The following is a 22,123-nucleotide window of genomic DNA, read 5'->3' as shown; positions in this document are numbered from 1 at the left end:
ATTCGTTCAAGGCATCGGGACGATGCCGGCTAACGTTTTGGTAATTCCCCCTTGGGGTGGCTATAATCAAGGGTTGGAACTTCTCCCCTTTTTCTGCGGGTTTTCGTGCCATGAGATTTCTCACGAAACGCTGTTCGATCTGTTTATTCGCGATGCTCGTGTTTGCTTCCGCGGCGAGCGTCCTGGCGCAGGAAATTCAATTCCCGCCGGATATGCCTCCTGAGCAACGGGCCAAGATCATGGAACGGATGAAGCGGCGTGGAATGCCGCCGGGAGCCATGCCGGGACAGCCTGCGACTCCCCCGGACGACAAAAAGCCGGAAGAGAAAAAAGAGGGCGAAGGCGAGAAGAAGCCCGAGGGCGAAGGTGACGCCAAGACCATCAAGCGACCGACCGACAAGCCGCCGACGGTTGATCCGAATCGGCCGAAGCTCACGCCCGACAAGAACGGCCTTGTGCAGTTCAATTACATGGGGCAGCCTTGGGCCGAGGTGCTACAAGATTATGCCGATGCGGCGAAGCTGAGTTTCGATTGGCAGGAGCTGCCGGCGGACTTTCTGAATCTCACGACGCAGCGCAAATACACGCTGCCCGAAGCGCTCGATTTGTTGAACCGGCATTTGATCGCGCGGGGGTTCACGATCATCAAGCAAGGTGAAGTGCTGAGCGTGGTGAAGGTGGCGAATCTCGATTCGAGTTTGGTTCCCGAAGTGAGCGCCGACGATTTAGATACTTTAATGCCGCATGAGTTTGTGCGGGTCCGTTTCAACTTGCCAGCGGGGCTGGACCCCGCCAAGGCGGCTGAAGATGTGAAGGCCTTGCTGCGGCCCGATGCGAAAGTCACGCCGTTGTTGGAAACGAAGCGGTTACTGGTGATTGATACGGTTGGGAATCTGCGGAACGTCCGCGGCTTGATTTATTCTGAGGAAATAGCGGCGAGCCAGTTTCTTAAACCGAAGGTGTATCAGATTCGGCATCGCCGGGCGGATTATATTGCCGATCAGGTGATGATCGTGTTGGGCTTGGACAAAGACAAACGGCAGTCGCCGCAAGAACAGATGATGGCTCAGCAACAGCAGATGCAACAAATGCAGCAGATGCAAGAGATGATGCAGCGCGGCGGGGGGAATAAACAGGACCTTGCCAAGATGTTCCAAAAAGACGAGCCGAAGGTTTACATCACGGTCGATCGCCGGCAGAACACGCTGTTGGTGAATGCCCCGCCCGATTTGATTCCGGTGATCGATCGCACGATCGCGGAACTCGACGTCGAAGAGCAGGAATTCGCGGTGGGTGCCTCAGGGCAAGAGAGTGGCGCACGGTACATGGAAAAATACAGCACGATCACGGCCAGCCCGGACAAAGTTGTGAGCACGCTGCAAGACATCGGCAATTTGAATCCGCTCACGCAGTTGCAAAGTGACGGCCAGGGCAAAACGATTTATGCCTACGCCACGGCGGAAGACCACGCGACGATCAAGCGGATGATCTCGACGCTCGACGGTTCGGGACGGCGGCCGGAAGTGATTTGGCTGCCCAAGCGTTTGCCGGCGGATCAGGTGGCGGGCTCGATCATGGAATTGATTTCCGGCGAAGGAGAAAAGAAAGACGATGACAATGGTTTTCCCTTCTTCTTTTTCCGCCGCAACAACAATGACGATGACAAGCCAAAGACCGCATTTCGCGTGCTGCCCGATGTCGAGAACAATCGGATCCTGTTGTGGGCGACCGACAACGAGATGAACGAGGTGCGCAATCTGATCGCGAAGCTCAGTGAAAGTGCCGACGGCACGCTCGTGGGTGCGGACCGCGTGCGGGTGCTCGAGCAACGGAGCCCCGAGGCGACGCAGCGGTTGCTGGAACGGCTTAAGGATTCTTGGTCAGGCGAGAACGAGCTGGAGATTGAAATCCCCGAGGGGGGCGTTGCTCCGGCTGAGGAAAAAGAGGAACCGGCGGAGGAAGCCGAAGCGGATAAGATTACTGAGCAGCCCTTGGCGGGGCGGGCGCGGTTTCAGTTTGCGCAGTTGAGTGATGAAGCCAAGGTGGAGGAGAGCGCTAAGCTGCAAGCGGCTGCGGTTAAGCCTAAGGTGAAGGTGACTGTGAATGATGATGGGCAGTTGGTGATTATTTCGGATGATCCGCTGGCGGCGGATCGGATGCAGGAGCTCATTGATCAGTTGGCCCCGCCGCAACCGGAATTTCGCCACTACCGGCTTGTCCACGTGATGGCAGAGGATATGAAGGACATTCTGGAAACATACTTTCGTGATATTATTGCGGACGATGCCGAGCCGATCTTGGATTGGTGGGGTCGCGTGCGGCGTGGGGATAACGATGAAAATAAAGAAGTGGCTACTTTGGGTAAGGCCCGTAAGCTTAGGTTTATCGACGATTACTATTCAAACACGCTGATTGTTTCCAACGCCAGTTCAAGCCAATTGCGGATCATCGAAAAGATGATTGGGCTGTACGATATCGAGCCCGAGCCGAAGGGATTTCCCGAACGGCAGACGATCACCGTGAAGGTCAAGTATTCGCGAGCCCAGGATATCGCCAAATCACTCAAAGAAGTTTATGCGGACTTGCTGAGTTCCAAGGACAAGGAATTTCAAAATCGCGAGCGGCAGCAGAGTTCCGGCCGTTCGACGCGGTATATGTTTGGTGCCCCTGCCGAGGAAGAAGGCGGCAAAGGGGGCGTGTTGATTTCGTTTGAGGGCGCGCTATCGATTGGGGTTGATGAAGTCTCGAATTCTTTAATCGTGTCGGCTCCGGCGGGGGTGTTGAATAGCATCAAAGATACGATCAACGTGCTGGATCAAGCGGCCGAGCCCAATACGGTGGTGCGCGTGCATGAAATTCGCGGGATGATTGAGCCGGAACGGTTGCAGCGGGCCGTGATGCAGGCGATGGCCGAGCCGTGGGTGGGTGGCAAGCCAGTGAGCCAACTCAACGCGAATCAGCCGAATCAAAACCAAGAGCGCCGCGACGGTTGGCGGGAGCGGGGTCGCGATCGTGGTCGGCGTGGTGGCGGCCGGGGTGGAAATAATTGATCTTAAGACTTCTAGTACTGACCTTTATAGTCGTCGATGACATTTTGATTGTTCAGGCTAGATCCCTCGGTCGCCAAGGCTCTCTCAGGATGACTTGATTTCGGCCAATGCTCGGTCGATGCGGGCGAGGCAGCGCTCGCGGCCTAGGATGGCGAGTGTTTCGAAGAGCCCGAAGCCAACTCCTTTGCCGGTGACTGCCACGCGGACTGCGTGAACGATATCGCCGATCTTGATGCCCTTTTGTTCGACGAACGATTTGAGCGCGTGTTCCAAGGTTGCTGCGTCGTAAGGTTCAACGGTTGCGAGCACTTCGCGGAACTCGGCCAAAAGTTGCGGTGCGCCAGCGGCGTTTTTCAGACGCTTATCAAGCGTCTTCTCATCGTACGTGAGTTTGTCGTCGGTGGTGTAGAAATCGTCGTAATCGAGAATATCCCCCGCGACTTTGATACGGTCGCCGGCGGCTTCGACGATTTGCGATAAATACGGCGCAGTCTCGCACGGCGGCGGGCTGGAGACGAAGCCTGCTTGTTGCAAGTAAGGAAGCACGAGCGCGACCTTTTGCTTAAGCGGTAGCTTTTGCATCGCGCGATCTTGAAACGCGAAAAGCTTTTGCGGATCGAAACTCGCGGGGGCTTTGTTCACTCGTTCCAGTGAGAAATGCTCGATCATTGCGGCGCGGGTGAACTCGTCGGTTTTGTCGTCGAGCGACCAGCCGAGCAGTACGAGATAATTGAGAATCGCGTCGGGCAGGAAACCGATTTGCTCGTAGAAATCGACGATCACCGGGTTGAAGGTGTCGCTCTCAACGGTGAGCCCCAGGCGGTCGGCGATGCGTTGGCCGTGGTCTTTGAGTGAGGCGAAATCTTTGTTCTTAAGATACTTATCGAGCTTGCGCTTGCTGAGTTTGTTTTTGCTGCCGGGTTCGGCGACATAGGGCAAGTGGGCATACTCGGGAAGCGAGTAGCCGAGCGATTGGGCGATAAAGATTTGCCGGGGCGTGTTGGAAAGATGCTCTTCGGCGCGGATCACGTGCGAAATCTGCATGTCGTGGTCGTCGACCACCGAAGCGAGGTGATACAGGCAGGTGCCGTCGGCGCGTTGAACGACGTGATCTTGTTCGCCCGCCCAGGGGAAGCGGACCTCGCCGCGGATGAGGTCGTTGATCATAAGCTCGCCCTCACGCGGCATCTTCAAACGCACGACCCCTTGCCGACCTTCGGCGGCAAAGCGCGCCGCATCGGCCTCGGTTTCCGCCATCCAGCGCCGGCTGTAAGTGAATTGTTTGCCGGAAGCTTGGGCCGCTTCGCGTTCGGCTTGAATTTCTTCGGTCGTGGCGAAGTCGCGATAGGCATGGCCACTGGCCAGCAATTGCGCGGCTGCGGCTTGATACTTCTCGCCCCGCTGCGATTGATAATAGGGGGCGTGTGGACCGCCCACTTCGGGGCCTTCATCCCAATCGAGCCCCAGCCATTCGAAGCCGTGTAAAATCGGGGCCAGCGCGGCCTCGACGTTGCGTTGTTGATCGGTATCGTCGACGCGCAGCAGGAATTGGCCGCCATGCTTGCGGGCAAAGAGCCAATTGAACAGGGCCGTGCGGACCCCACCGATATGGAGGTAGCCGGTGGGGCTGGGAGCAAAACGCGTGCGAACAGTCATGGCATTCAATTGAGTTGAGAATTGTGGCTAAGCAACCACTATCTCTCACGAAAGCGAGACTGTCTACCGCGGACTTCCGTCGGCGGCTAGGACAGGATTTCAACCGAATCAAGCGGCACGGAAGCGGCCTTTGCGGAGCCGTTTGCGGTCGGCCTTGCTCAGCGGACGGTCGTCGTCGGAGTAGTCGTCCTCGGGCTCACTGCCGTCGGTCCAAGCGACTTCCTGTTCGTCGTCAGTTGACGAATGGCTGCTGGATGAACTGGAATTCCGCGACGATGAATTAGCATCGCTCGCGGGCTTAGCAACTTCAACTTCGTGCTCGATGAGGCCCTGGACGTCGAGTACCACGTAGCGAGCGGTCAGCAATGTTCCCGCCAACGCACACATGCAGCCGATGAGCGGCAAGGAACGGGTGAGCGTGTCGGCCCACAGAGCTGAGCTTATTGGCGACCAACCGGCCGCACAGATGGCAGCGATAGTAAAGCTCGCAGCCGACAGGGCGAACATCATGAGTGCCGTGCGACATTCGGCGGCATCGCGAATCAAACGTGCGAAAATCCAACCACCAACAAGTGCCGTCGGCACGAGCCACCAAGCGGCATCGCCCCCGAGCGGATGAAAGCCAGTGACGTGGCCCGCCGCGTGAGCCAGCAAGCTATGGAGCGCGATGACGCAATTCGCGCTCAGCACAATGGCCAGCAAGCTGGCATGATGCCAAACACGATAACGCCCGCGCAAGTCGTCCAGGCGGTGACGTTTGAGTATAAAAATTACGCGAGCGTAAGCTGCCGCGACGACCAGGGCGATTGCGCTGGTCCAGCCGACGAGCCGGTCGGACATCGTGGCGGTGAGTTCTGTTGGTGTCACGCCGAGCATGCTGCTCAAGGCGTCGGCGTTGTGAGCGATAGTTTCGGCTAAGATGCCTAAGCCCGCGCCGCCGGCCAGGACCAAGCCCATGATGCGGAAGCGGCGGGGAACATAGTCGGTGACTTGAGGATGATTTTCGATGTTCGCACCGGCACCATACCGCGGCGTGTCGCCGGGGGTGCGGTCAACGTCCGTCCCGCCATAGATGACGGTCGACGTGGAGAGATCTTCATTCAGGACGCGACGCAGGCGTCCCCACCGTCCGTTATTGCGTGCCATAAGTCCGCTTAGATGTGATTGCCTGGGAATGCCAATTCAGAAGGATTGAGAAGGGAATCAAAAGATCCCAAGAACTAGCTGCCAAACGATTGGCGCAGTTCGAGAGCGATTCCCTTCCGCACAATCGGAATCGGCATTTTGACTGCACCAGCCGCTACGAACGTGCGCGTGTGCCCGTTGTAGCGATTAGGCAAGATAGTTCGGCGTTTGGTAGCTAGCGTCGTGAGTGTGGGACAATCTGCAGTCGGAAGGTGCGGTGTATCCGCTTCACGCGACCCTGGACGGCTTCGTCTGGGGAAAATGCCAGCCTTAGTGGTAAATCCTGAGATTATTGTGGCTAAAAGTAACCTAGTTTTTGAGTGACAACTGCAATGCCCCCGAAGCGTGCGTAACCACGCTTTTGCACTTTGCCACCACGCACAATCCATGGCTGATACCACAATCCCCGCCGCTGCTCTCGATCCAGCCGCGCTCGCGCTGCTCAATGACGAGAATGAGAATCGCTCGCCTCGTCTTTCTTCCACGGAGACACGTGTTGCGGAAATCAGTTCGTTGCTTCACGCCCTGGAAGAAGTCGCGGGTGGGAATGGTTTGGCACCGCGGAAGGACGTTCCGCAGCCCCGGCCGTCTTCGAAATATGAAAACAAACTCGTGCAAGTGCGGCTCGGCATGGCGAGCAGCTTGTTCGTGGCTTTGAGACAAAAGCACCCACAATCTGCCGAACATTCGCTGCGAGTGGCGCTGGGTTGTAGTTCCTGGGCTTTGCATGCAGGGCTCGATGATGAATCACGCGATATCGTGGAAGTCGCCGCTCTGCTGCATGACGTGGGGAAAGTCGGCGTGCCCGATGCGATCCTGACGAAGCCGAGCCGGTTAACCTCTGATGAAGAAACACTCGTGCGACAGCAAGGGGAATTGGGGAGCATGATCCTCGCCGAATGCTGCAGCGACGAACGTGTGCTCAACGCCGTGCGATATGCCCATTTGCGTTACGATGGTCAGGGCGCCGAAGGGGTCCTCATCGCCGAAGCCATTCCGCTGGAAGCGCGGATGATTGCGATCGTTGATGCGTTTGATTCCATGACGACCGATCAAGTTTATCGGCCTGCATGGTCACGAGACCGTGCCCTGCACGAACTATTCGAGTTCGCGGGAACGCAATTCGATCCGCAGTTGGTGAAAGAATTTCAAGACGTATTGGCCCAGCAGCAGGACGTGCTCTCCAGCCGCGTTGCCGCGCGGTGGCTCAATGATTTGCAGGTTCGCCAGGAACAATTGCCCTGGCAGAACGTCGGACATTCTCAGGGATCGACGACCGACAAAACCAGCAAGTCGGTCAGCAAGGGCCGGTCGCTGTTCGAGCAGAAACTTATCGACACGATGCACGACGGCGTCGTGTTCGTTGATACCCAAGCCAAAATCACGCTCTGGAACAAAGGAGCGGAACAACTCACCGGCATTAGCCGGGGTGCCGCGACGGGCCGCACATTTGCCCCCAGCTTGCTGGAGATGTGCAATCACGGCAACCGGCGGATTCATGACGGTTCGTGCCCTGTGACGCGGGCGTTGCGAACCAATTCGCAGATTCGCCAACGGCTGTTGATTCTGGGTCGACAAGGGAATTTGGTGCCGATCGATTTGCACGCGATTCCCGTGGTTGGCCCGGACGGGGGCATTCAAGGCGCAACGATTCTGCTGCACGATGCCCAGCCGGAAGCCACGCTCGAAGAACGCTGCGAAGCTTTGCATGCCGAAGTGACCCGCGATCCCTTGACCCGAGTGGCCAATCGGGCGGAGTTTGACCGGATGCAGGCGCTCTTTATTGAAGCGCACGAACAAGCCAAGCAACCTTGCAGCTTGATTATGATCGATATCGATCATTTCAAATCAATCAACGACACGTTTGGTCATCAGGCCGGCGACGAAGCGATCATCATGGTCGCCAATTTGCTAGCCACGATGTGTCGGGCGGGCGATCTGGTCGCTCGGTATGGCGGTGAAGAATTCTCCGTGCTGTGTGCTGACTGCAACAATGCCGATGCGGCGCGACGGGCCGAAGAAATTCGCACCAAACTTTCGGATACACCGCACTCGTATTTAGGCAATAAACGAATCACGGCGAGCTTCGGCGTGACCGAACTGCAAGCTGGTGACAACTGTGAAACGATGCTCCGACGCGCGGACCGCGCACTTCTCATGGCCAAAGAGCAAGGCCGCAACCAAGTTGTGCAATTGGGGAATGGTATTGTAAAGCAAGCCGAGAAAAAACGCTGGTGGTGGTTTGGGAGTTTGACGGCCCAACCGGTGATTGAAACCGAGTTAACCACCGCCGTGCCGATCGACATCGCAATTGCGAAGTTGCGGGGCTTCGTTTCGGATCACCAAGCGAAAGTGATTTCCACGCACGAGAATTCGGTGGAGCTGGAGATTTCGAGCGAGAAGGTTTCGTTCGATCGCCGCAAAAGCGATCGCAACGTCGACTTCCGCATCGAGATGGAATTCAGCGAACGCCGTGAAGAACGCAGAAACAACAGTGGGCTAGCCTCGGGCGAATACGCTTCAACGCATATCGAAGTGAAGATTCGTCCCCGCCGGGCCACGAATCGGCGCCGTGGTGAAATTGCCGAACGCGCACGATTGATTCTGCAAAGCGTGAAGGCTTATCTGATGGCCAAGGAATCGGCCGAGCGCGAAGCCGAAGCGGCCGAAGCAACTAAAACGTCTTAAACCCGTAAATTGTGTCCCTTCGACGAGATTGTGTCATGAGAAGTGAAATTTCCGAAATCAAGCGTGCCGTGAAAGTAATTTGCGCGAATGAAATGCGCATGAAGCGGCGACCCTCGATGAATGCACAGAATGCTCCCGCGGAGATGCGTGTGAACACATCTCTGACCACGGCGACGGTTGATGCTGTGTTTGAGGAAGAGATGGTTAGTTTTGTTGGTGAGGGACAGGACGCTAAGCCGCAAGCGGCTCGGGTGGAAAGCTTGGCCGCGCAGTTGGCGGCGCTGGAAAGTCAGTGCCAGAATTTGCGCCAGTTGTTGGCGTTGGCGCCGGCGCAATCTCATAGCTGAGAGCAAATAGTCCAGAGACAAGAGCCAGTTTCTGCTGGTCGTACAAAAAAATTTGATAGTGGCCCCTCTGAATGACTTCTCTCGAGCCAACGTGCGCATTCGTTGGCCGGCTCGCCCATTCTTGGGCCGATTGCCGGTGCAGTCTCAATCCGGTATGCTGCCATAAGAGCGTGACGCGGCGCTTACCGCTGTTGCACTCTTAATACGCAACAGAATGCTTTAACAGACAATATAGAAGGAGGTTTGCGATGGCTTATACTCTTCCCGATCTGCCGTATCCGAAGGATGCTTTGGAACCGCACATTGATGCCAAGACTATGGAAATCCACCATGACAAGCATCACAACGCTTACGTGACGAATCTGAACGCGGCACTTGACGGTGCTGGCGTGGCCGAGCAGTCGATCGAAGATCTTTGCCGCAATATCGAGGGCGTCCCCGAGAAGATTCGCACGGCTGTGCGCAACAACGGTGGCGGTCATGCGAATCACTCGATGTTCTGGCTGATTATGAGCCCCAAGGGTGGCGGCGAACCGACCGGCGATTTGGCCAAGGCCATCGAGAGCGAACTCGGCGGCTTCGCCAAGTTCAAGGAAGACTTCACTAAGGCCGCGACCACGCGATTTGGCAGCGGTTGGGCTTGGCTGAGCGTAACCCCCGCCGGCAAGTTGGTGATCGAAAGCACTCCCAATCAAGACAACCCTTATATGACCGGCAACACGCCGATCTTGGGCCTCGACGTTTGGGAGCACGCCTACTATTTGAACTACCAGAATCGCCGTCCCGATTACATCACCGCGTTTTACAACGTGATCGATTGGAACGCCGTGGGTGATCGCTATGCGAAAGCCAAGGGTTGATTGCTAGCATGTTTGGACACTGCTGGGCAAGCCAGCAGTGGCACCCTTGCTTAGACCAATGGTTAAAGCCTGCCACGGAAGTGGCAGGCTTTTTTTCGTAACGGTGGCTCCCAGCTGCTGAGCTGGCAGAGTGAGCAGCGGCTGGAAGCCACTGATACCAAAATGCCGTTGACCCCGGTTGTGGGTTTTCTATAATCCGCCGCGCGCTGTGCTATCGGACTTTGTGCTCAAGAATTGAAATGATTTTCTGTTCGGCGAGGCAGCGACTTGCCGACATAGTCCAATAGTGCGGGTTATAGCACTCGTGTCGGTGGTAATCCCTGGCACGAATAGCGTGACCTGATGCCCCGCGATTGAGCGCCAGGATGGCGCGAAGCAAAAACACAAATCACTTTGAAGGCACGGATGCCATGCGAGTCAGCATTCTTTCGATTGGGCTAGCCTTAGCAATTTGCTGCGGTTCAGTTGGCTGCAAATCAGCTCCTAAGCTGCCCTGGGCGAAAACAGCGAGTACAACCGATGCCGAGAAGGCCAGCACGGTGGCTGGTGCTCCTCAGTTGCCCTCGGAAATCGCGAAACAAGCGGAAGCCTTGGCAGGTGCCGATCCCGTGAAAATCACAACGCCAGTCGTTGCGGCAACGGCTCCGGTGGTGAAATCCGCCAAGGCGGCGGCGACGGCGGCAACCACGGCTCCTGCTTATTCAGCCAGTACGGCTGCTCCGAGCAGTTATCCCACTACCGGTGTGCAAGGTTATTCTGCCGCGGCCACTACCGCCCCGGCTGCTACGACGACGGCAACCACAAGCAGTGCCCCGGCCGCTTCAAAGGCAATGCCATACAACCCTGCAGCGGTTCCACCTGCAGCGAGCCTTGCCTCGACACCGGCAACAACCACTCCGGCCGCTCAGACGGATCGTTATGGTATGTCGGCACAAGATCGCTACGCCAGCACTTATCCAACGACAACTGCGCCTACGAGCACGCCAGCCAGTTATCCGACGACAACTCCGGCTGCTACGCCCAGCATCTATCCAACCACCACCAATCTAGCTGCTACTGCACCATCCGCTGCGAGTACGCCGGTGAATGCCACAACACCAGCCAACTCCAGCGCACCGTTTGCGTCGAATCCAAGTTCACCCGTGTTGGGTGATCGTTACGCGACACAGACGCCAACGACGGCATCGCCCGTCAGCACCTCCATGCCGGCCAGTGCACCCGTGCAGCCAGCTTCTGCGGTAGTGAGTGTACAGCCCTATCGTCCCGGTGGCACAAGCTCTTATCCGGGAACGTCGGCAAATTATGAAGTCGCCACCCGGCCTAGCACGACGACCTCGACAACACCAAGCAGCTATCCCAGCACGGGTGGCGTGCAGTATCGCTAAACGTGGATCGCGTTCTTAGCGTGTGGAAACACTGCTGGGTAAGCCAGCAGTGGCACCCCATGATGCAACGACAAGGTCAGATGCTGGTTCTTACCAGCCCATGACCATGTTGGATTCGATCACTTTGCGAGCTTGCTCGAGGTCAGAGCCTGTTTCGTGCATATAAAGACGAATGGCATGCACCTTGTCTCCTTCGGCCTTCGATAAGCAGTCGCGCGCGGTGTGACAAATGTCGAACGAGCCCGACAGGCCTAGCGCGCTCTTGGAGATGACCCACGTATCGCGGGGTCGCTTCGTCATGCGAATGACAGAATCATTGGGATAGGCATCGGTCACGACGGCCGAAGCTTCGTCGTTGTCCTGGGCCCAAGTGATAATGATGTGACTATCCGTTTCAACCTCAAAGAGTGGCATGGCGATCTCCTTTGCATACGGACTTGAGAAGGGAAACAGAACGGCTTAGCTTGTCGGACATCCTAGCGAAGGGCCGACTCAGCGGTCGCGAAGGATGTCTCGCCCACGCTCCAAGTAAGTTTAATTCATTGCCACAATGACCGTCAACTTGCTGGAGAAATTCACGCTATTTCTGACAAGATTGATTGTGGAAAAATAAGTAAGTTGCTGTTGGGCTTGCTTACTGGATGGCGAGATTTGTGATGAGAAAGCCGCGAATTAGTACGTAATTTCAACCGGTTCCTGTAATTCGGCAGGAGCGCCAATAGATAGGTCGGCGGTGTCGATAGCGGGTTTGGTATCGTAGGGACGAATCGACTTGCCGGTGTGCTGGTAAAGGCAGCTTTCGCCTTCGCTGCGAGCGCTATACAAGGCCGAATCAGCGCGGCTCAAAAGTTTTTCGGGCGCGTCTTCCTCTTGCGCTTCGACGATCCCGCCGAACACAAGCAGGCCAAGTTCTTGATGGGCTACGTCGAGCAGGCGTTGTGCGAAAATCGTCGCCCCGGCGAGACTCGTTTGTGGCATCAGCACGACGAACTCGTCGGGACTGTAGCGGGCCACGACGTCGGTATCACGGGCTGTATTTTCTAACAATCCGGCCATCGCGCCGATTTGGGCTTTGGTCACTTCGTGAGCGGCATTGCCGACGCAAAAGAGCGCAATCGCAAAGCGGTTAGAATCCACGGAGTGATTTGACAGTAAAACGGAAAGCTGTTCTTCCATCGCGCGGCGATTGCGTAAGCCAGTTTCCTGGTCAGTGCGTGAGCCGGTAAACACCATCAGTTGCGATGTTTGCTTGCGGAGATCGTCATAGGCGAGCGATAAATTCGTGGCGAGCTTCATCGTCGGCGTGAGCAGCGTTTCGGCTTCTTGGCTAAGAATTTGCCAGCCGGAATTCGTCGTGCCGTGCTGCACGTCATCAAGCCGCGATTTGAACTGCGCGATATTAGTTTGATGGTTCGCGACGTCATCGAGAATGCGGTTGGCAATTTGTTGCATTTCCCGTGCGATTTGCGAGGCTCGCGAGAGTTCGAGTTGTAGTTGATTATCAATCGGTTGCTCAGCCGTGGCACGGGTGCGATGGCCGAAGAGGTAGCCAATCAGAGCAATCGCGGCGAGCGCGCCGGTGTCGACGAGCCCCCAGTGCAGAGTTTCGAGGAACGCGAAGTGAATGGGCGGGACTGTCAACATAGTGTTGTCCTAAAGCGTGCCACGTTGGCTGAAGCCCCGCATACAAAAAAAGCCGAGGACGCAGACAATTCCCAGGACGACCATCCATTCTTGTTGGCTGAGTCCGGAGAACCATTGCCACGTTTCACCTTTGATAGAAACCAGCCAGGCTTGTGCTTCGTAGATGTATTTCATGGAATATTCCTCGTATCAAGGAAACGGACGCGCGCAATGCTCTCCAGGTAAACGATAGGTCGCGATCGCGCAGACTGTGGAGAAGTGGTGCGAAGATGCCCGGCGGCATGGTCGGACTTATCGGTACAATCGGCTGGTGGGAGCGACTAAGGAGTGGTGGGATAGCCGCTCAAGGCGCTGTCGGTGGCGAACGGCGGGGGTAGCACCAATTCCACAGGGGCATCGGGATCGACTGGGGCTGCGGGGTCGGCGTCCTGGGCTTTCATCACATTGTCGACAAATTCCTTGGGAACATTCACGCCCACGACCAGCCAATCCTGGTCGGCCTGCACGCCCAGGAATTGCAGTGTGCTGAGCGAACCGAGTGAACCCCCTTCAGGGATGGAAACGCCGCCCGCATCGAGCACAGGGGCGAAGAAGGCACTCAACTTCTTATGCAAGAATTCGCGTTGGGCCGTCGGTAAGCTGGAATCGAGCTGCACGTCGGCCGTGCGTTCTAAATAGTATTCATCGAATTCATTCTTCACGAGCTCGTAGCGAACCGTGGCAGTAGTGGGTTCGTTGAACTTTTCGCCATCGACTTCGAGTGAAGCAATGTTGAGCGCGAACTGAAATTGATTCGGTGCCGGAATGCTCAATTCGAGGGGACGCGGCTTGGCGGCAATGATTGCCCAACGTGGCGTACGGGCATGGACCATCAAGTCGAGCGGCAACGTCGGTTGCAGGACTTTGGCGTACTGCATGAAGTACTGGTCGGTGAACATTTTTCCCGCCATGATGGTTTCCATCATGTTGTTGAGAAACGACACGTGCATGCGGAAACGAACGTCGCCTTCAGTAAAGTCGAGCGGGCATGGCGTGGCCGCGCCGAATTGCTCGCGGCGTTGCGACATGATATTCGCGGCAATCGCATCGGGCGCGGAAGCCGTGCTATGGAAAAAGGGGCGGGCCCCTTCGCGAACCACGGGAGCAAAGACGTCGCCAAATTCGCTGGCGTTGCCCTGCATGCGGGCGATCTCGGCCTTGATTTCGTCGATGGCCTCGCCGACCTTCTCGTCCATTTCGTTTTCCAGCACCTGGACGGCCTTTTGGCGGGCCCGTTTGCTGATGTGCGTTTTATTCTCGGGATCGTTAATGCGACGTTCGCCCATTCGTTGAATGAGGAAATTATCGGCGTTGATATTCGTGACGCGGGTTCGCACGCGGGGGTGAATGGATGTTTCGCCCATTTCGATTCCCGTGGGTCCGAAGGTGACCGGCTTGCTGGCCTTCATCGGGCCGATCGTGCGGATGTTAAACGTCACTGGCCCCGCATCGGCATGGCAATGCGAATCGACTTCGCCGTTGTAAACGATGCTGAGCTCCGCTTGGAGATCATTGGGGACGAGTTCCAGCGAGATCTCCCCCACGGTGTGGGCCGTGCCGCGGACATGAACCATGCGCGGGATTTGAAACCGCCGCGTGGGGGGCGCTTCGCCGCTGTCGGCCACGGGCAGGGATTGCTTGACCTCGGGGCTTTGCGTCGACATGAAATTGAAGACCAAATTTTTGCCGACAAGAACCTGTGCGTTGGGGTGCGAAAGCTGGGCCCGCAAAGCGGCCACTTCGGTCGTGAGTTGTTTCGTTCGTTCCAGCCATCCCAACGTGCGTCCCAAGGCCGCGGCTTCGGCGTCGGTTGGATTGTCCAACAAGTCGGAAATTTGCTGGCGAGCGGTCGCAACTTGGGCATTGAATTGCTGCTGTAAGTCGGATTGCGACAGGGTATAAGCCGCATCGAGATAGGCGTCGGTTTTTTCGCGCAAATTAGCGTAAAACGGAAGTTCCATCCCTTTGCGGTTGGAATACATCCACCGGCGGGCGAGCTCAATTTCTGCGAGATTGATCTGGCTGAGCGGCACTAAGTTCTTTTCTAGCAACGACCAGCGGAGATGCTCTTTCCAGGGATCCGCATAGGCCGAGCCCTGGGCTTCGAGCGCGGCGGCGACGGTTTGCATTTCGGCCTGGAGAGCATCTTGGGTTTCGTAGAACCACGAAACTGGGGGGGCGGCGAACTTTTCTTCCGCACCGTCGAGAATGGCGCGCGGATCGCTGAGTTCTTGAGCCAGAGACTGGCCCCCGAAAATTATTGTGCCAAGAATGAGAAGGAGGGAGCTTCTCATGAGCAGGCGGGCAATGGTGCAATACATATCAATGAGTTCCAAGCGGCGTGCTGGTTAGGTTTCGTTTTTCCTGTCCAGCTAGGTACTGGTGGCCGGCATGAGTCAACTCTGGTTGTCCAGCCACCAATTAAGTGATTCCTCCGCTATCAACTGCGATGTTTAGCATTACATCGGCAGTTGGCTCCTTGTGTCCTTGGCATTTGCGACATATGGCACCTAAGTGGTCAATTCCACAAAAACATTCGAATCCAACTTGCGTTTAAGATTCGGCACTTCCCGTGCCGTATGTTTTTCTGTTGCAGATACCCTGATCACAATGACCGCGGTACGTTTTCTTGTGGAAACATAGGTTGCAATTAATCTTCATTGTGATTAGCGGGAACACGCAGTGCTAATAAGGTTGGCCAAAAATGAGTAAGAAATTCCTTCTACGACATGCCATACCGCTTCTGACGATTGTGATGGTTTTCACAATCGCAAGGACGCAGGCGGCTGCCCCCCCCGAACTCACGGGTCGGTGGGGCGACACCCGCGTGCCGGAGCAGTTGACCTACAACTACCCCAGCAAGAAGAACCAGGCGCTGGTGGTGGTGACCTTTTCGACGCAGTGCCCACTCGTGCGGAGGTTGGTCCCCAACCTGAACGAGCTGCAAAAGCAGTACGACGAGGCGGGGATCCAATTCATCGGGCTGTTCACCAACGGTAACGACGAAATCGCGAAAATCGCCGAGTACGCGCTCGACAACGAGTTGATGTTTCCCGTGTTCAAAGACGACGAAGCGAACCCCTGGCACGAACAGTTGGGGCTAACAAAAACCCCCCAAGTGGTGGTGCTCGATACCCGCGAAGGTTTTGATCCCAACAAAATCTTTTACCGCGGGCAGGTCAACGGCATGTGGTTCGGGGGCGGGAGTTCGCAGAGCAAGCAGAATTATCTTGCCGACGCCTTGGCTGCATTTGTGAAAAACGAAAAAGCTCCGATCGCTGAAACCGCGGCCTCGGGTTGCGACATCGCCAAGAAGACGGTCCGCGATTTGAGCAAACATGCTGGGGTTACCTATCACAAAGAAATTGCCCGGCTGGTGCAAGACAACTGTGTGAGTTGCCACCGGGCAGGCGAGTCGGGGGCGGAGTTGTTCAGCGCTTTCGATTCTTATGAAACCGTCGCGGGGATGAGCCAGGTCATGCTGAGCCGGATCGAGAATCGGATCATGCCCCCCTGGCATGGCATTACCGATCCCAACAACGGCGGCTTTCAACACGACGTCCGTTTGACGGACGACCAGATCAACATGTTCCGGGCCTGGGTCGCGGCGGATTGCCCCGCGGGTGATCCGGCCGATGCCCCAGAACCACGTAAGTGGCCGAGCCCCGACGAATGGGCCATCGGGACACCCGACTTCGTGTTTGAGATGGAAGAACCGTATGTCGTGCCGCGATTCCGCTTAGACGAATACCAGTTCTATCGCATCAAAGCCAACTTTGCTGAAGATCGCTACATTCAAGCGATCGAGCTGAAGCCGGGGAATAAAGCCGTCGTGCACCATATCGGCGCGATCGTCGGTCCGCATAGCGACAAGCAGTTAGAAGCCACCAAGGCGATGTTCGAGTTGTATGGACTCACCGGCGACAAGGTAAAGAAGATTGGAGACTACGTTGCCGGCGATCCGTTCAACTCGCGGATCTACCCAGAAGGTTATGCCTTGCGGCTGCCGGCGGGGCACGATTTGTTCTTCGAGATGCACTACACCCCCACTGGGCAGGCCGAGGAATCCGACGTTTCGCGGATGAGCATCAAATGGGCCGAGCAAAAGCCCGAGCACGTGTTAGAGACCAAGGTTTTCAATCGCAAGGACATCCGCCTGCGGCCACATGACATGCACTACGGAAAGGCGAATTATTATCAGTTCCCCACCGACGTCTTGATTCATGCCTTGGCCCCGCACATGCACTTCCGAGGCAAGGACTTTTTGCTCTACAAAGCGACCAATCCGGGTACCCCCGAGGAAAAACGGGAGCTGATTTTGAAGGTCCCCGCGTACGACACCAACTGGCAGCGGACGTATGAGTTCGTGAACCCGATCCGGCTCAAGGCGGGAGATGCGCTGTACTCGGTGACGCACTTCGACAATTCGCACTACAACCCCAACAACCCCGACCCCGAAAAGTTAGTGCGGTTTGGATTGAAGTCCGAGCAAGAAATGCTCAACCTGCGGGTGAAATACGAAGAAGTCGACTTCGGTAAGACTTATTGATCACTCGGTGTTCGCAAGTGTTTGGCTAGCGGCAATTTGAGGCGTTGGATTTCTTCGACAGCGAGTTTAGCAACCCTCCGCGCCCCGAATTCCGAGTAATGCGTATCGTCGGCTAGCCCCTGGGGAAGTTCCGGATGCTCACCGGGTGAAAACCAGAGATGCAGCTGCTTGGACTTTGCTTCGCCCAGCTGCGACTCAATTTCGGCGGTCCGTCGCATGAGTTCGAGCAGTGGCACAGCTTCTTCATATGCAATCTTACGCATTGCCGCGGGATAATCGCCATGCGTCGGGACCAGTTTGCCGTCGAGCCACTTACGACGCGCGACGGGCGTTGCCAATACGGGTGTTGCACCCCCTGCCCTGGCTTCGCGGAGGAATTGGCGTAAGTTGTCGCTGTATTCCTTATGCGGGCGAGTAAAACGGGTGGGATCCAACTCTTTTTCGTCGTTGTGCCCGAACTGAAAAATCACCCAATCGCCCGGTTTGATCCGATCGGCGACTTTCTGCCAACGCCCTTCATCGATAAAAGATTTTGTGCTCCGCCCGTTGACCGCATGGTTTTCGATGTTGGCCGACGGCAAAACAAACTCGCGAAACAGTTGTCCCCATCCCCGTTCAGGAAGTTCCAGCTTAGGTTTGTCGGCCATCGTCGAATCGCCAACAAGGTGAATTGTCGGTTTGGGTTCGTCGGCATGTACGACAAAGCAGACAAAAAATTGAATTGCGATCGCCAACAACATTCCCAAGCGATTCACGCCATTCGTCTCCGCATGGCGGCCAGCGAACTCAAAGCCAGTACCAGTAAGGCGATGCTGCCGGGTTCCGGCACGGCCGTCACGCCCGAGACTTCCGGCGGATTGCCAAACTGATCGTGCCAGATTGCCAGATCGAGCTCATTCACCTGGCCGTCGCTGTTGGCATCGCCGGTGGCGAGTGTGGCGAGGCCGCCGAAGCCGCGTTGCCAGATGAGAAAATCACGGCCGTCGACGTCGCCATCGCCATCGAAGTCGGCGTTGTTGGGAACAATGGGTGAAGTTTCAAACGCTCCCAAATCCGGCGCGATGCCATTGAAAGGTAGCCCCACGTCGATGCCGGCATCGATCAAATTGCTGTCTGAGGAGAGACGCAAGAAGTTGCTGATCGGCAAGCTACCGTCGGGATTTCTAGGACCACGGGCAATGGAATCGTCCAAAGACAAAAAATCCGCGGCGTTGACGGGAATGCCGTTCCAAGTGTTGTGCGAAGAAGTCACCCCCGACTGAAACGTATCCGAAGAACTTCCTGCGAACGAGATGTTGTTCGTGAGCACATGCTGATTGAGAGTTTCAGCCGAAGTTTCATCAAACAGCCAGTTGCGCGTGTTGTCATAGCCGACGGAATTGTTAACCGTCACTCCATTACCATTGCCGTTGACGTCGATGCCGTTCCGATTGTCCCAGGCCAACACGCGATTGAGGATATGGCGACCGCCGTCCTGGCCCAACTTGAAGCCAGTCCCGTCGCCGTTGAAATTCGAGGCGTTCAGATTGTTGGCTTCCAGCGCGTCGGCGGCGAGAAATCGCGGTAACAATTTGCCGTTGTCGAAGCTCCAAGAATCTTCGACCAATACACCGCCAATTGTGCTCTCCCACATATCCCAACCATCGTCGGAGTTCCCCCAGGCGCGACTGCCGCGGACGACATTGCCGGGGCCGAGTTCCGCGAATTTGACCGCGAAGCCGTCGGCGTTTTCACCGTTAGCTGAAGGGTCGTAGTTTTCATACGAATCGGAGTTGAGAACGATGTTGTATGAGGATGAACCGTCAATCTGCAATCCACTGTCGCCGTTCCAGCGGGTGGTCATGCGCTCGAAGATACTGTTGTCGCTCTGGCTTTGCAGCCCATTATCGCGGGCGTTCTGAATTGTGAGCCCTTTGATGTGGACCCAATCGATGCCATCGTTGACCTGAATGCCGCGCCCACCAGATTGCCCCCAGAGCGAATTCGACATCCCAGCAAAATCGAGAATCGGCGTTTCCATCACTCCGGCTGTTTCGTAAGCCCAAATGTTCACACGGTTGTTGAGAGTTCCGCCGTCGCCGGAACTAAGAGTGATTCGATTAGATAAGTTGTAAGTGCCGCCCCGTACAAACAGTGTGTCACCGGGATTCAGTTGATCGATGGCAAAGTCGAAAGTTCCCCATGGACTTGCGATCGAGCCACCGTTGGAATTGCTGCCCCCTGGGGCGATGAAGTATTCCGCTGCCTGCGTGTGGCCTGCTGCTAAGACGATGCCAATAGTGCATGCCGTGATTACCGCTTGATTCCAACTTTGCATACTCTGTTCCATCCGAAATCGATTGCTCATGCCTAATTGGTACGTCGGAATAGCAAGCCGCAGACGGCCAAGCTGACTAAAACCAAGCTGCCGGGTTCAGGCACGGCCGTCACGCCCGAGACTTCCGGCGGATTGCCATACTGATCGTGCCAAATCGCGAGATCGAGTTCGTTCACTTGGCCGTCGTTGTTGGCATCTCCCGTGGCGAGTGAGGCCGGGCCACCGAAGCCGCGTTGCCAGATGAGAAAATCACGGCCGTCGACGTCGCCATCACCGTCGAAGTCGGCGTTTTCTTCAATGGCCCCCGTGATGACACTCAACTCGCCGGTTTGTAGCAGGTTGCTGGCGTCCCAAATCAATCCGCTGGTGAGAGCGGGGAGATCGAGCGTAAAGGAACCGAGTGACGATGCGAAATCGAACAGATCAAAAGAATCGCCCGCCGACGGCATGAAGCTCAGCAAGTCGATATCGAGTGTGCCGCCCGCCATCAACGCCCCGCCGATGAGCAGTTTGTCGAAGCTGGAGGTGGAGGCGATTTCCATTTTCAAAATACCGCCAGCGTTCTGGGCGAAGTTCCCGGAGACGTCAAGCGTACCCGGAGAATTTCCCGGGGAAACAACCCCTTCGTTGAGCACATTGCCGATGATTTCGCCAGTACCGCTGAGTGTGCCTTGGGCACCGACGGCCACGATTGGTGCGAAGAGTGTTCCCGCGGATGCGATTGTGAGCTGACCTGTGCCACTGGCCGAGCCGACTTCCACCCCTTCGGCCGCTTTGAGCCAGCCGCCGGTGATGTTGAGTGTGGCGTTGTTCCCCGCCTCGGGGGCGATCTGCAAAATGCCTGCGTGTTGGCCCACGGCGTCGACAACGACTGTTCCATTTTCGATCACAGCGAGATCATATTTCGAGGGTTGCCAATTCGAGCCCGTGGTGATGCCGCCATCGTCGGTCTTCCAATTCATGATGTGGGCATAGCGATTGTTAAGGCCACCATTAAAAACAATTGGCGCGGGGGCGGGGAACTCCCCTTTCTCGTTGATGAATTCGATGAGATTGATGTACCCGTCGTTATCGAAGTCGGCGTTCCACACCAAATTGCCACCGTGGAGCGTTTCCCAAGCGTCGGACATGGCGTCGTTATCAACGTCGTAGCCCACGGGGTGAGTCGTCATAGGGGTGGCAAGCAATGCATTTAATTCGCTGGCGATCGGAGCGGCCGCACCGATGGGTACGCCGGTGAAGTCGGTGACGTTGCCAATCACGCGCGAATCGATGGCATCGCGGGCCCACCACCAGTTGCCGACGTAGTCAACGATTTGTTCGTAGGCCTCGGGGGCGGTTTGGGTGGTGACCGGGGATGTGGCAAACGGCGATGCCATCTGTGTGAGAGTTTGGTCGGTCACCGGTGGAGAAACCAGGAACATCCCCCAACCTGTGTTCGAGCCATCGAGCGTTGTGTTCTTATTGGGATCGATATAATTGCCGGATTGATAAACACGGGCGTCCATGTTTTTGTCGACACTAAAGGCGATATTCGCATTGCCGGTCGTGCCTGGGCCCGCGATGACGTAGTTTCCGACATAGTTGATGTCGGCATACTCTTGTTCCGATTCGCTGCTGCCACCGGCATAGCTGGCGCGGTCGCGGAAGTTGTAAACGACGTTATTGCGGAAGTCAGCTGTGAGTGTTTCGCCGTTGTAGGTGCCAAACCGAGCCTGGCGGCTGGCGTTGTTGGCATACAGGTTGTGGTGAAACGACACTTGCGAATCGATCCGTGGGCGAATCAACGAACCATAGGCATGGCCGTTCACGAGCGCGTCGTGAATCATCGAGTATTGGACCGTGACGTTGGTATTGTTGTTGGCGACCGAGAGGATTTCGTCTTCTGACCAAGAACCAGTGACGTGGTCGAGCATCAAATTGGTGCCCAATCCGCTACCTGCCAAAGTGATCGAGTCGGAGTTGTCGGCCGTTCCCTTGCGAAATGTCAAATAGCGCAGCACGACGTTGCGGTTCTCTTTGCCACCGCTGTGGGTGAGCTGCACCATGTCGCCGTAGATCGTGACGGGTCCTGGGGCGGTTTGGCCGGCAATGTAATAATTCGAGAGGTTTTTGATATCGAGATTGTCGGTGGTGAGGTTAATTACCCCAGCGACATCGAACACGATAATCTTGTTGGAGCTGTTTTCCTGAAACGCGCCGCGCAGCGATCCCGCGCCGCTGTCGTTGAGATTGGTTACGCGATAGACCGATGCGTTAGATAACCAACCACCAGCTGGGGCCGTGCCTGACCAGTTGCCGCCGTAGCCTTCCGCACCCGGGAAGAATGGAAGCTGGGCCTGTGCCTGGGAGCAAACAACAACGGCCAAACAAAGAACAACGAGCCTAACGAACTTGCGCATG

Annotated in this window: 15 protein-coding genes; 6 read left to right on the top strand and 9 right to left on the bottom strand. The window is 56.3% G+C overall.

Translation table 11 applies throughout. From position 1 onward, the window contains the following. The first annotated feature begins 110 nt into the window (after window positions 1-110). Window positions 111-3,050, top strand: a complete 2,940-nt coding sequence (locus tag AC6T8Q_RS13015) for a secretin N-terminal domain-containing protein (protein ID WP_500679487.1) — start codon at window positions 111-113, stop codon at window positions 3,048-3,050. An 84-nt stretch (window positions 3,051-3,134) separates the two neighbouring features. On the opposite strand, the gene gltX is transcribed toward AC6T8Q_RS13015, so the two are convergent. Together gltX and AC6T8Q_RS13005 are read right to left on the bottom strand one after the other, a co-directional pair. Next, entirely contained in the window at window positions 3,135-4,706 is a 1,572-nt protein-coding gene (gene gltX / locus AC6T8Q_RS13010) for a glutamate--tRNA ligase (protein WP_500679486.1), read from the bottom strand. A 108-nt stretch (window positions 4,707-4,814) separates the two neighbouring features. Next, the gene (locus AC6T8Q_RS13005) at window positions 4,815-5,852 is read right to left on the bottom strand and encodes a hypothetical protein (protein WP_500679485.1); all 1,038 of its coding nucleotides are present in this window, start codon (window positions 5,850-5,852) and stop codon (window positions 4,815-4,817) included. Between the two features lie 426 nt (window positions 5,853-6,278). On the opposite strand from AC6T8Q_RS13005, the gene AC6T8Q_RS13000 reads away from it, so the two are divergent. From AC6T8Q_RS13000 to AC6T8Q_RS12985, 4 genes are all read left to right on the top strand, one after another. Then, a complete protein-coding gene (locus AC6T8Q_RS13000) occupies window positions 6,279-8,579 on the top strand; it encodes a diguanylate cyclase (protein WP_500679484.1) in 2,301 nt (766 codons plus the stop codon). A gap of 35 nt (window positions 8,580-8,614) precedes the next feature. Further along, complete coding sequence (locus AC6T8Q_RS12995) at window positions 8,615-8,926, top strand: hypothetical protein (RefSeq protein WP_496922821.1); 312 nt, start codon at window positions 8,615-8,617, stop codon at window positions 8,924-8,926. Window positions 8,927-9,174: 248 nt separating this feature from the next. Continuing rightward, complete coding sequence (locus AC6T8Q_RS12990; RefSeq protein ID WP_500679483.1) at window positions 9,175-9,786, top strand: superoxide dismutase; 612 nt, start codon at window positions 9,175-9,177, stop codon at window positions 9,784-9,786. Window positions 9,787-10,151: 365 nt separating this feature from the next. Continuing rightward, on the top strand, window positions 10,152-11,171 hold the full coding sequence (locus tag AC6T8Q_RS12985; RefSeq protein ID WP_500679482.1) for a hypothetical protein: 1,020 nt from the start codon (window positions 10,152-10,154) through the stop codon (window positions 11,169-11,171). A gap of 90 nt (window positions 11,172-11,261) precedes the next feature. Here AC6T8Q_RS12985 and AC6T8Q_RS12980 read toward each other — a convergent pair whose 3' ends face one another. The 4 genes from AC6T8Q_RS12980 to AC6T8Q_RS12965 form a co-directional block, all read right to left on the bottom strand. Beyond that, on the bottom strand, window positions 11,262-11,585 hold the full coding sequence (locus tag AC6T8Q_RS12980) for a DUF6793 family protein (protein WP_500679481.1): 324 nt from the start codon (window positions 11,583-11,585) through the stop codon (window positions 11,262-11,264). A gap of 258 nt (window positions 11,586-11,843) precedes the next feature. Next, window positions 11,844-12,815 carry a GGDEF domain-containing protein gene (locus AC6T8Q_RS12975; protein WP_500679480.1) on the bottom strand — a complete coding sequence of 324 codons (972 nt, stop codon included), beginning with the start codon at window positions 12,813-12,815 and terminating at the stop codon, window positions 11,844-11,846. A 9-nt stretch (window positions 12,816-12,824) separates the two neighbouring features. Beyond that, window positions 12,825-12,989 (bottom strand): hypothetical protein, encoded by a 165-nt coding sequence (locus AC6T8Q_RS12970; RefSeq protein WP_496922826.1) that lies wholly within the window; start codon window positions 12,987-12,989, stop codon window positions 12,825-12,827. Between the two features lie 146 nt (window positions 12,990-13,135). Further along, window positions 13,136-15,148 carry a hypothetical protein gene (locus AC6T8Q_RS12965; RefSeq protein ID WP_500679479.1) on the bottom strand — a complete coding sequence of 671 codons (2,013 nt, stop codon included), beginning with the start codon at window positions 15,146-15,148 and terminating at the stop codon, window positions 13,136-13,138. Between the two features lie 410 nt (window positions 15,149-15,558). Here AC6T8Q_RS12965 and AC6T8Q_RS12960 point away from each other — a divergent pair, with 410 nt between their 5' ends. After that, window positions 15,559-17,403 carry a redoxin domain-containing protein gene (locus AC6T8Q_RS12960; protein ID WP_500679478.1) on the top strand — a complete coding sequence of 615 codons (1,845 nt, stop codon included), beginning with the start codon at window positions 15,559-15,561 and terminating at the stop codon, window positions 17,401-17,403. On the opposite strand, the gene AC6T8Q_RS12955 is transcribed toward AC6T8Q_RS12960, so the two are convergent. The 3 genes from AC6T8Q_RS12955 to AC6T8Q_RS12945 are packed head-to-tail and all read right to left on the bottom strand — an operon-like array spanning window position 17,397 to window position 22,122. Beyond that, complete coding sequence (locus AC6T8Q_RS12955; RefSeq protein ID WP_500679477.1) at window positions 17,397-18,158, bottom strand: rhamnogalacturonan acetylesterase; 762 nt, start codon at window positions 18,156-18,158, stop codon at window positions 17,397-17,399. The genes AC6T8Q_RS12960 and AC6T8Q_RS12955 overlap by 7 nt on opposite strands. After that, a complete protein-coding gene (locus AC6T8Q_RS12950) occupies window positions 18,155-19,720 on the bottom strand; it encodes a right-handed parallel beta-helix repeat-containing protein (RefSeq protein ID WP_500679476.1) in 1,566 nt (521 codons plus the stop codon). The genes AC6T8Q_RS12955 and AC6T8Q_RS12950 overlap by 4 nt, the downstream gene beginning before the upstream one ends. A 32-nt stretch (window positions 19,721-19,752) precedes the next feature. After that, window positions 19,753-22,122, bottom strand: coding sequence for a dockerin type I domain-containing protein (locus AC6T8Q_RS12945; RefSeq protein ID WP_500679475.1), 2,370 nt, complete (start codon window positions 22,120-22,122; stop codon window positions 19,753-19,755). Window position 22,123 lies beyond the last annotated feature (1 nt).

It is taken from the genome of Bythopirellula sp. (assembly GCF_041737835.1).
Lineage (GTDB): Bacteria > Planctomycetota > Planctomycetia > Pirellulales > Lacipirellulaceae > Bythopirellula.
The sequence above is the reverse complement of the archived record's forward strand: the minus strand, read 5'-3'. Positions and strand labels throughout refer to the sequence as shown.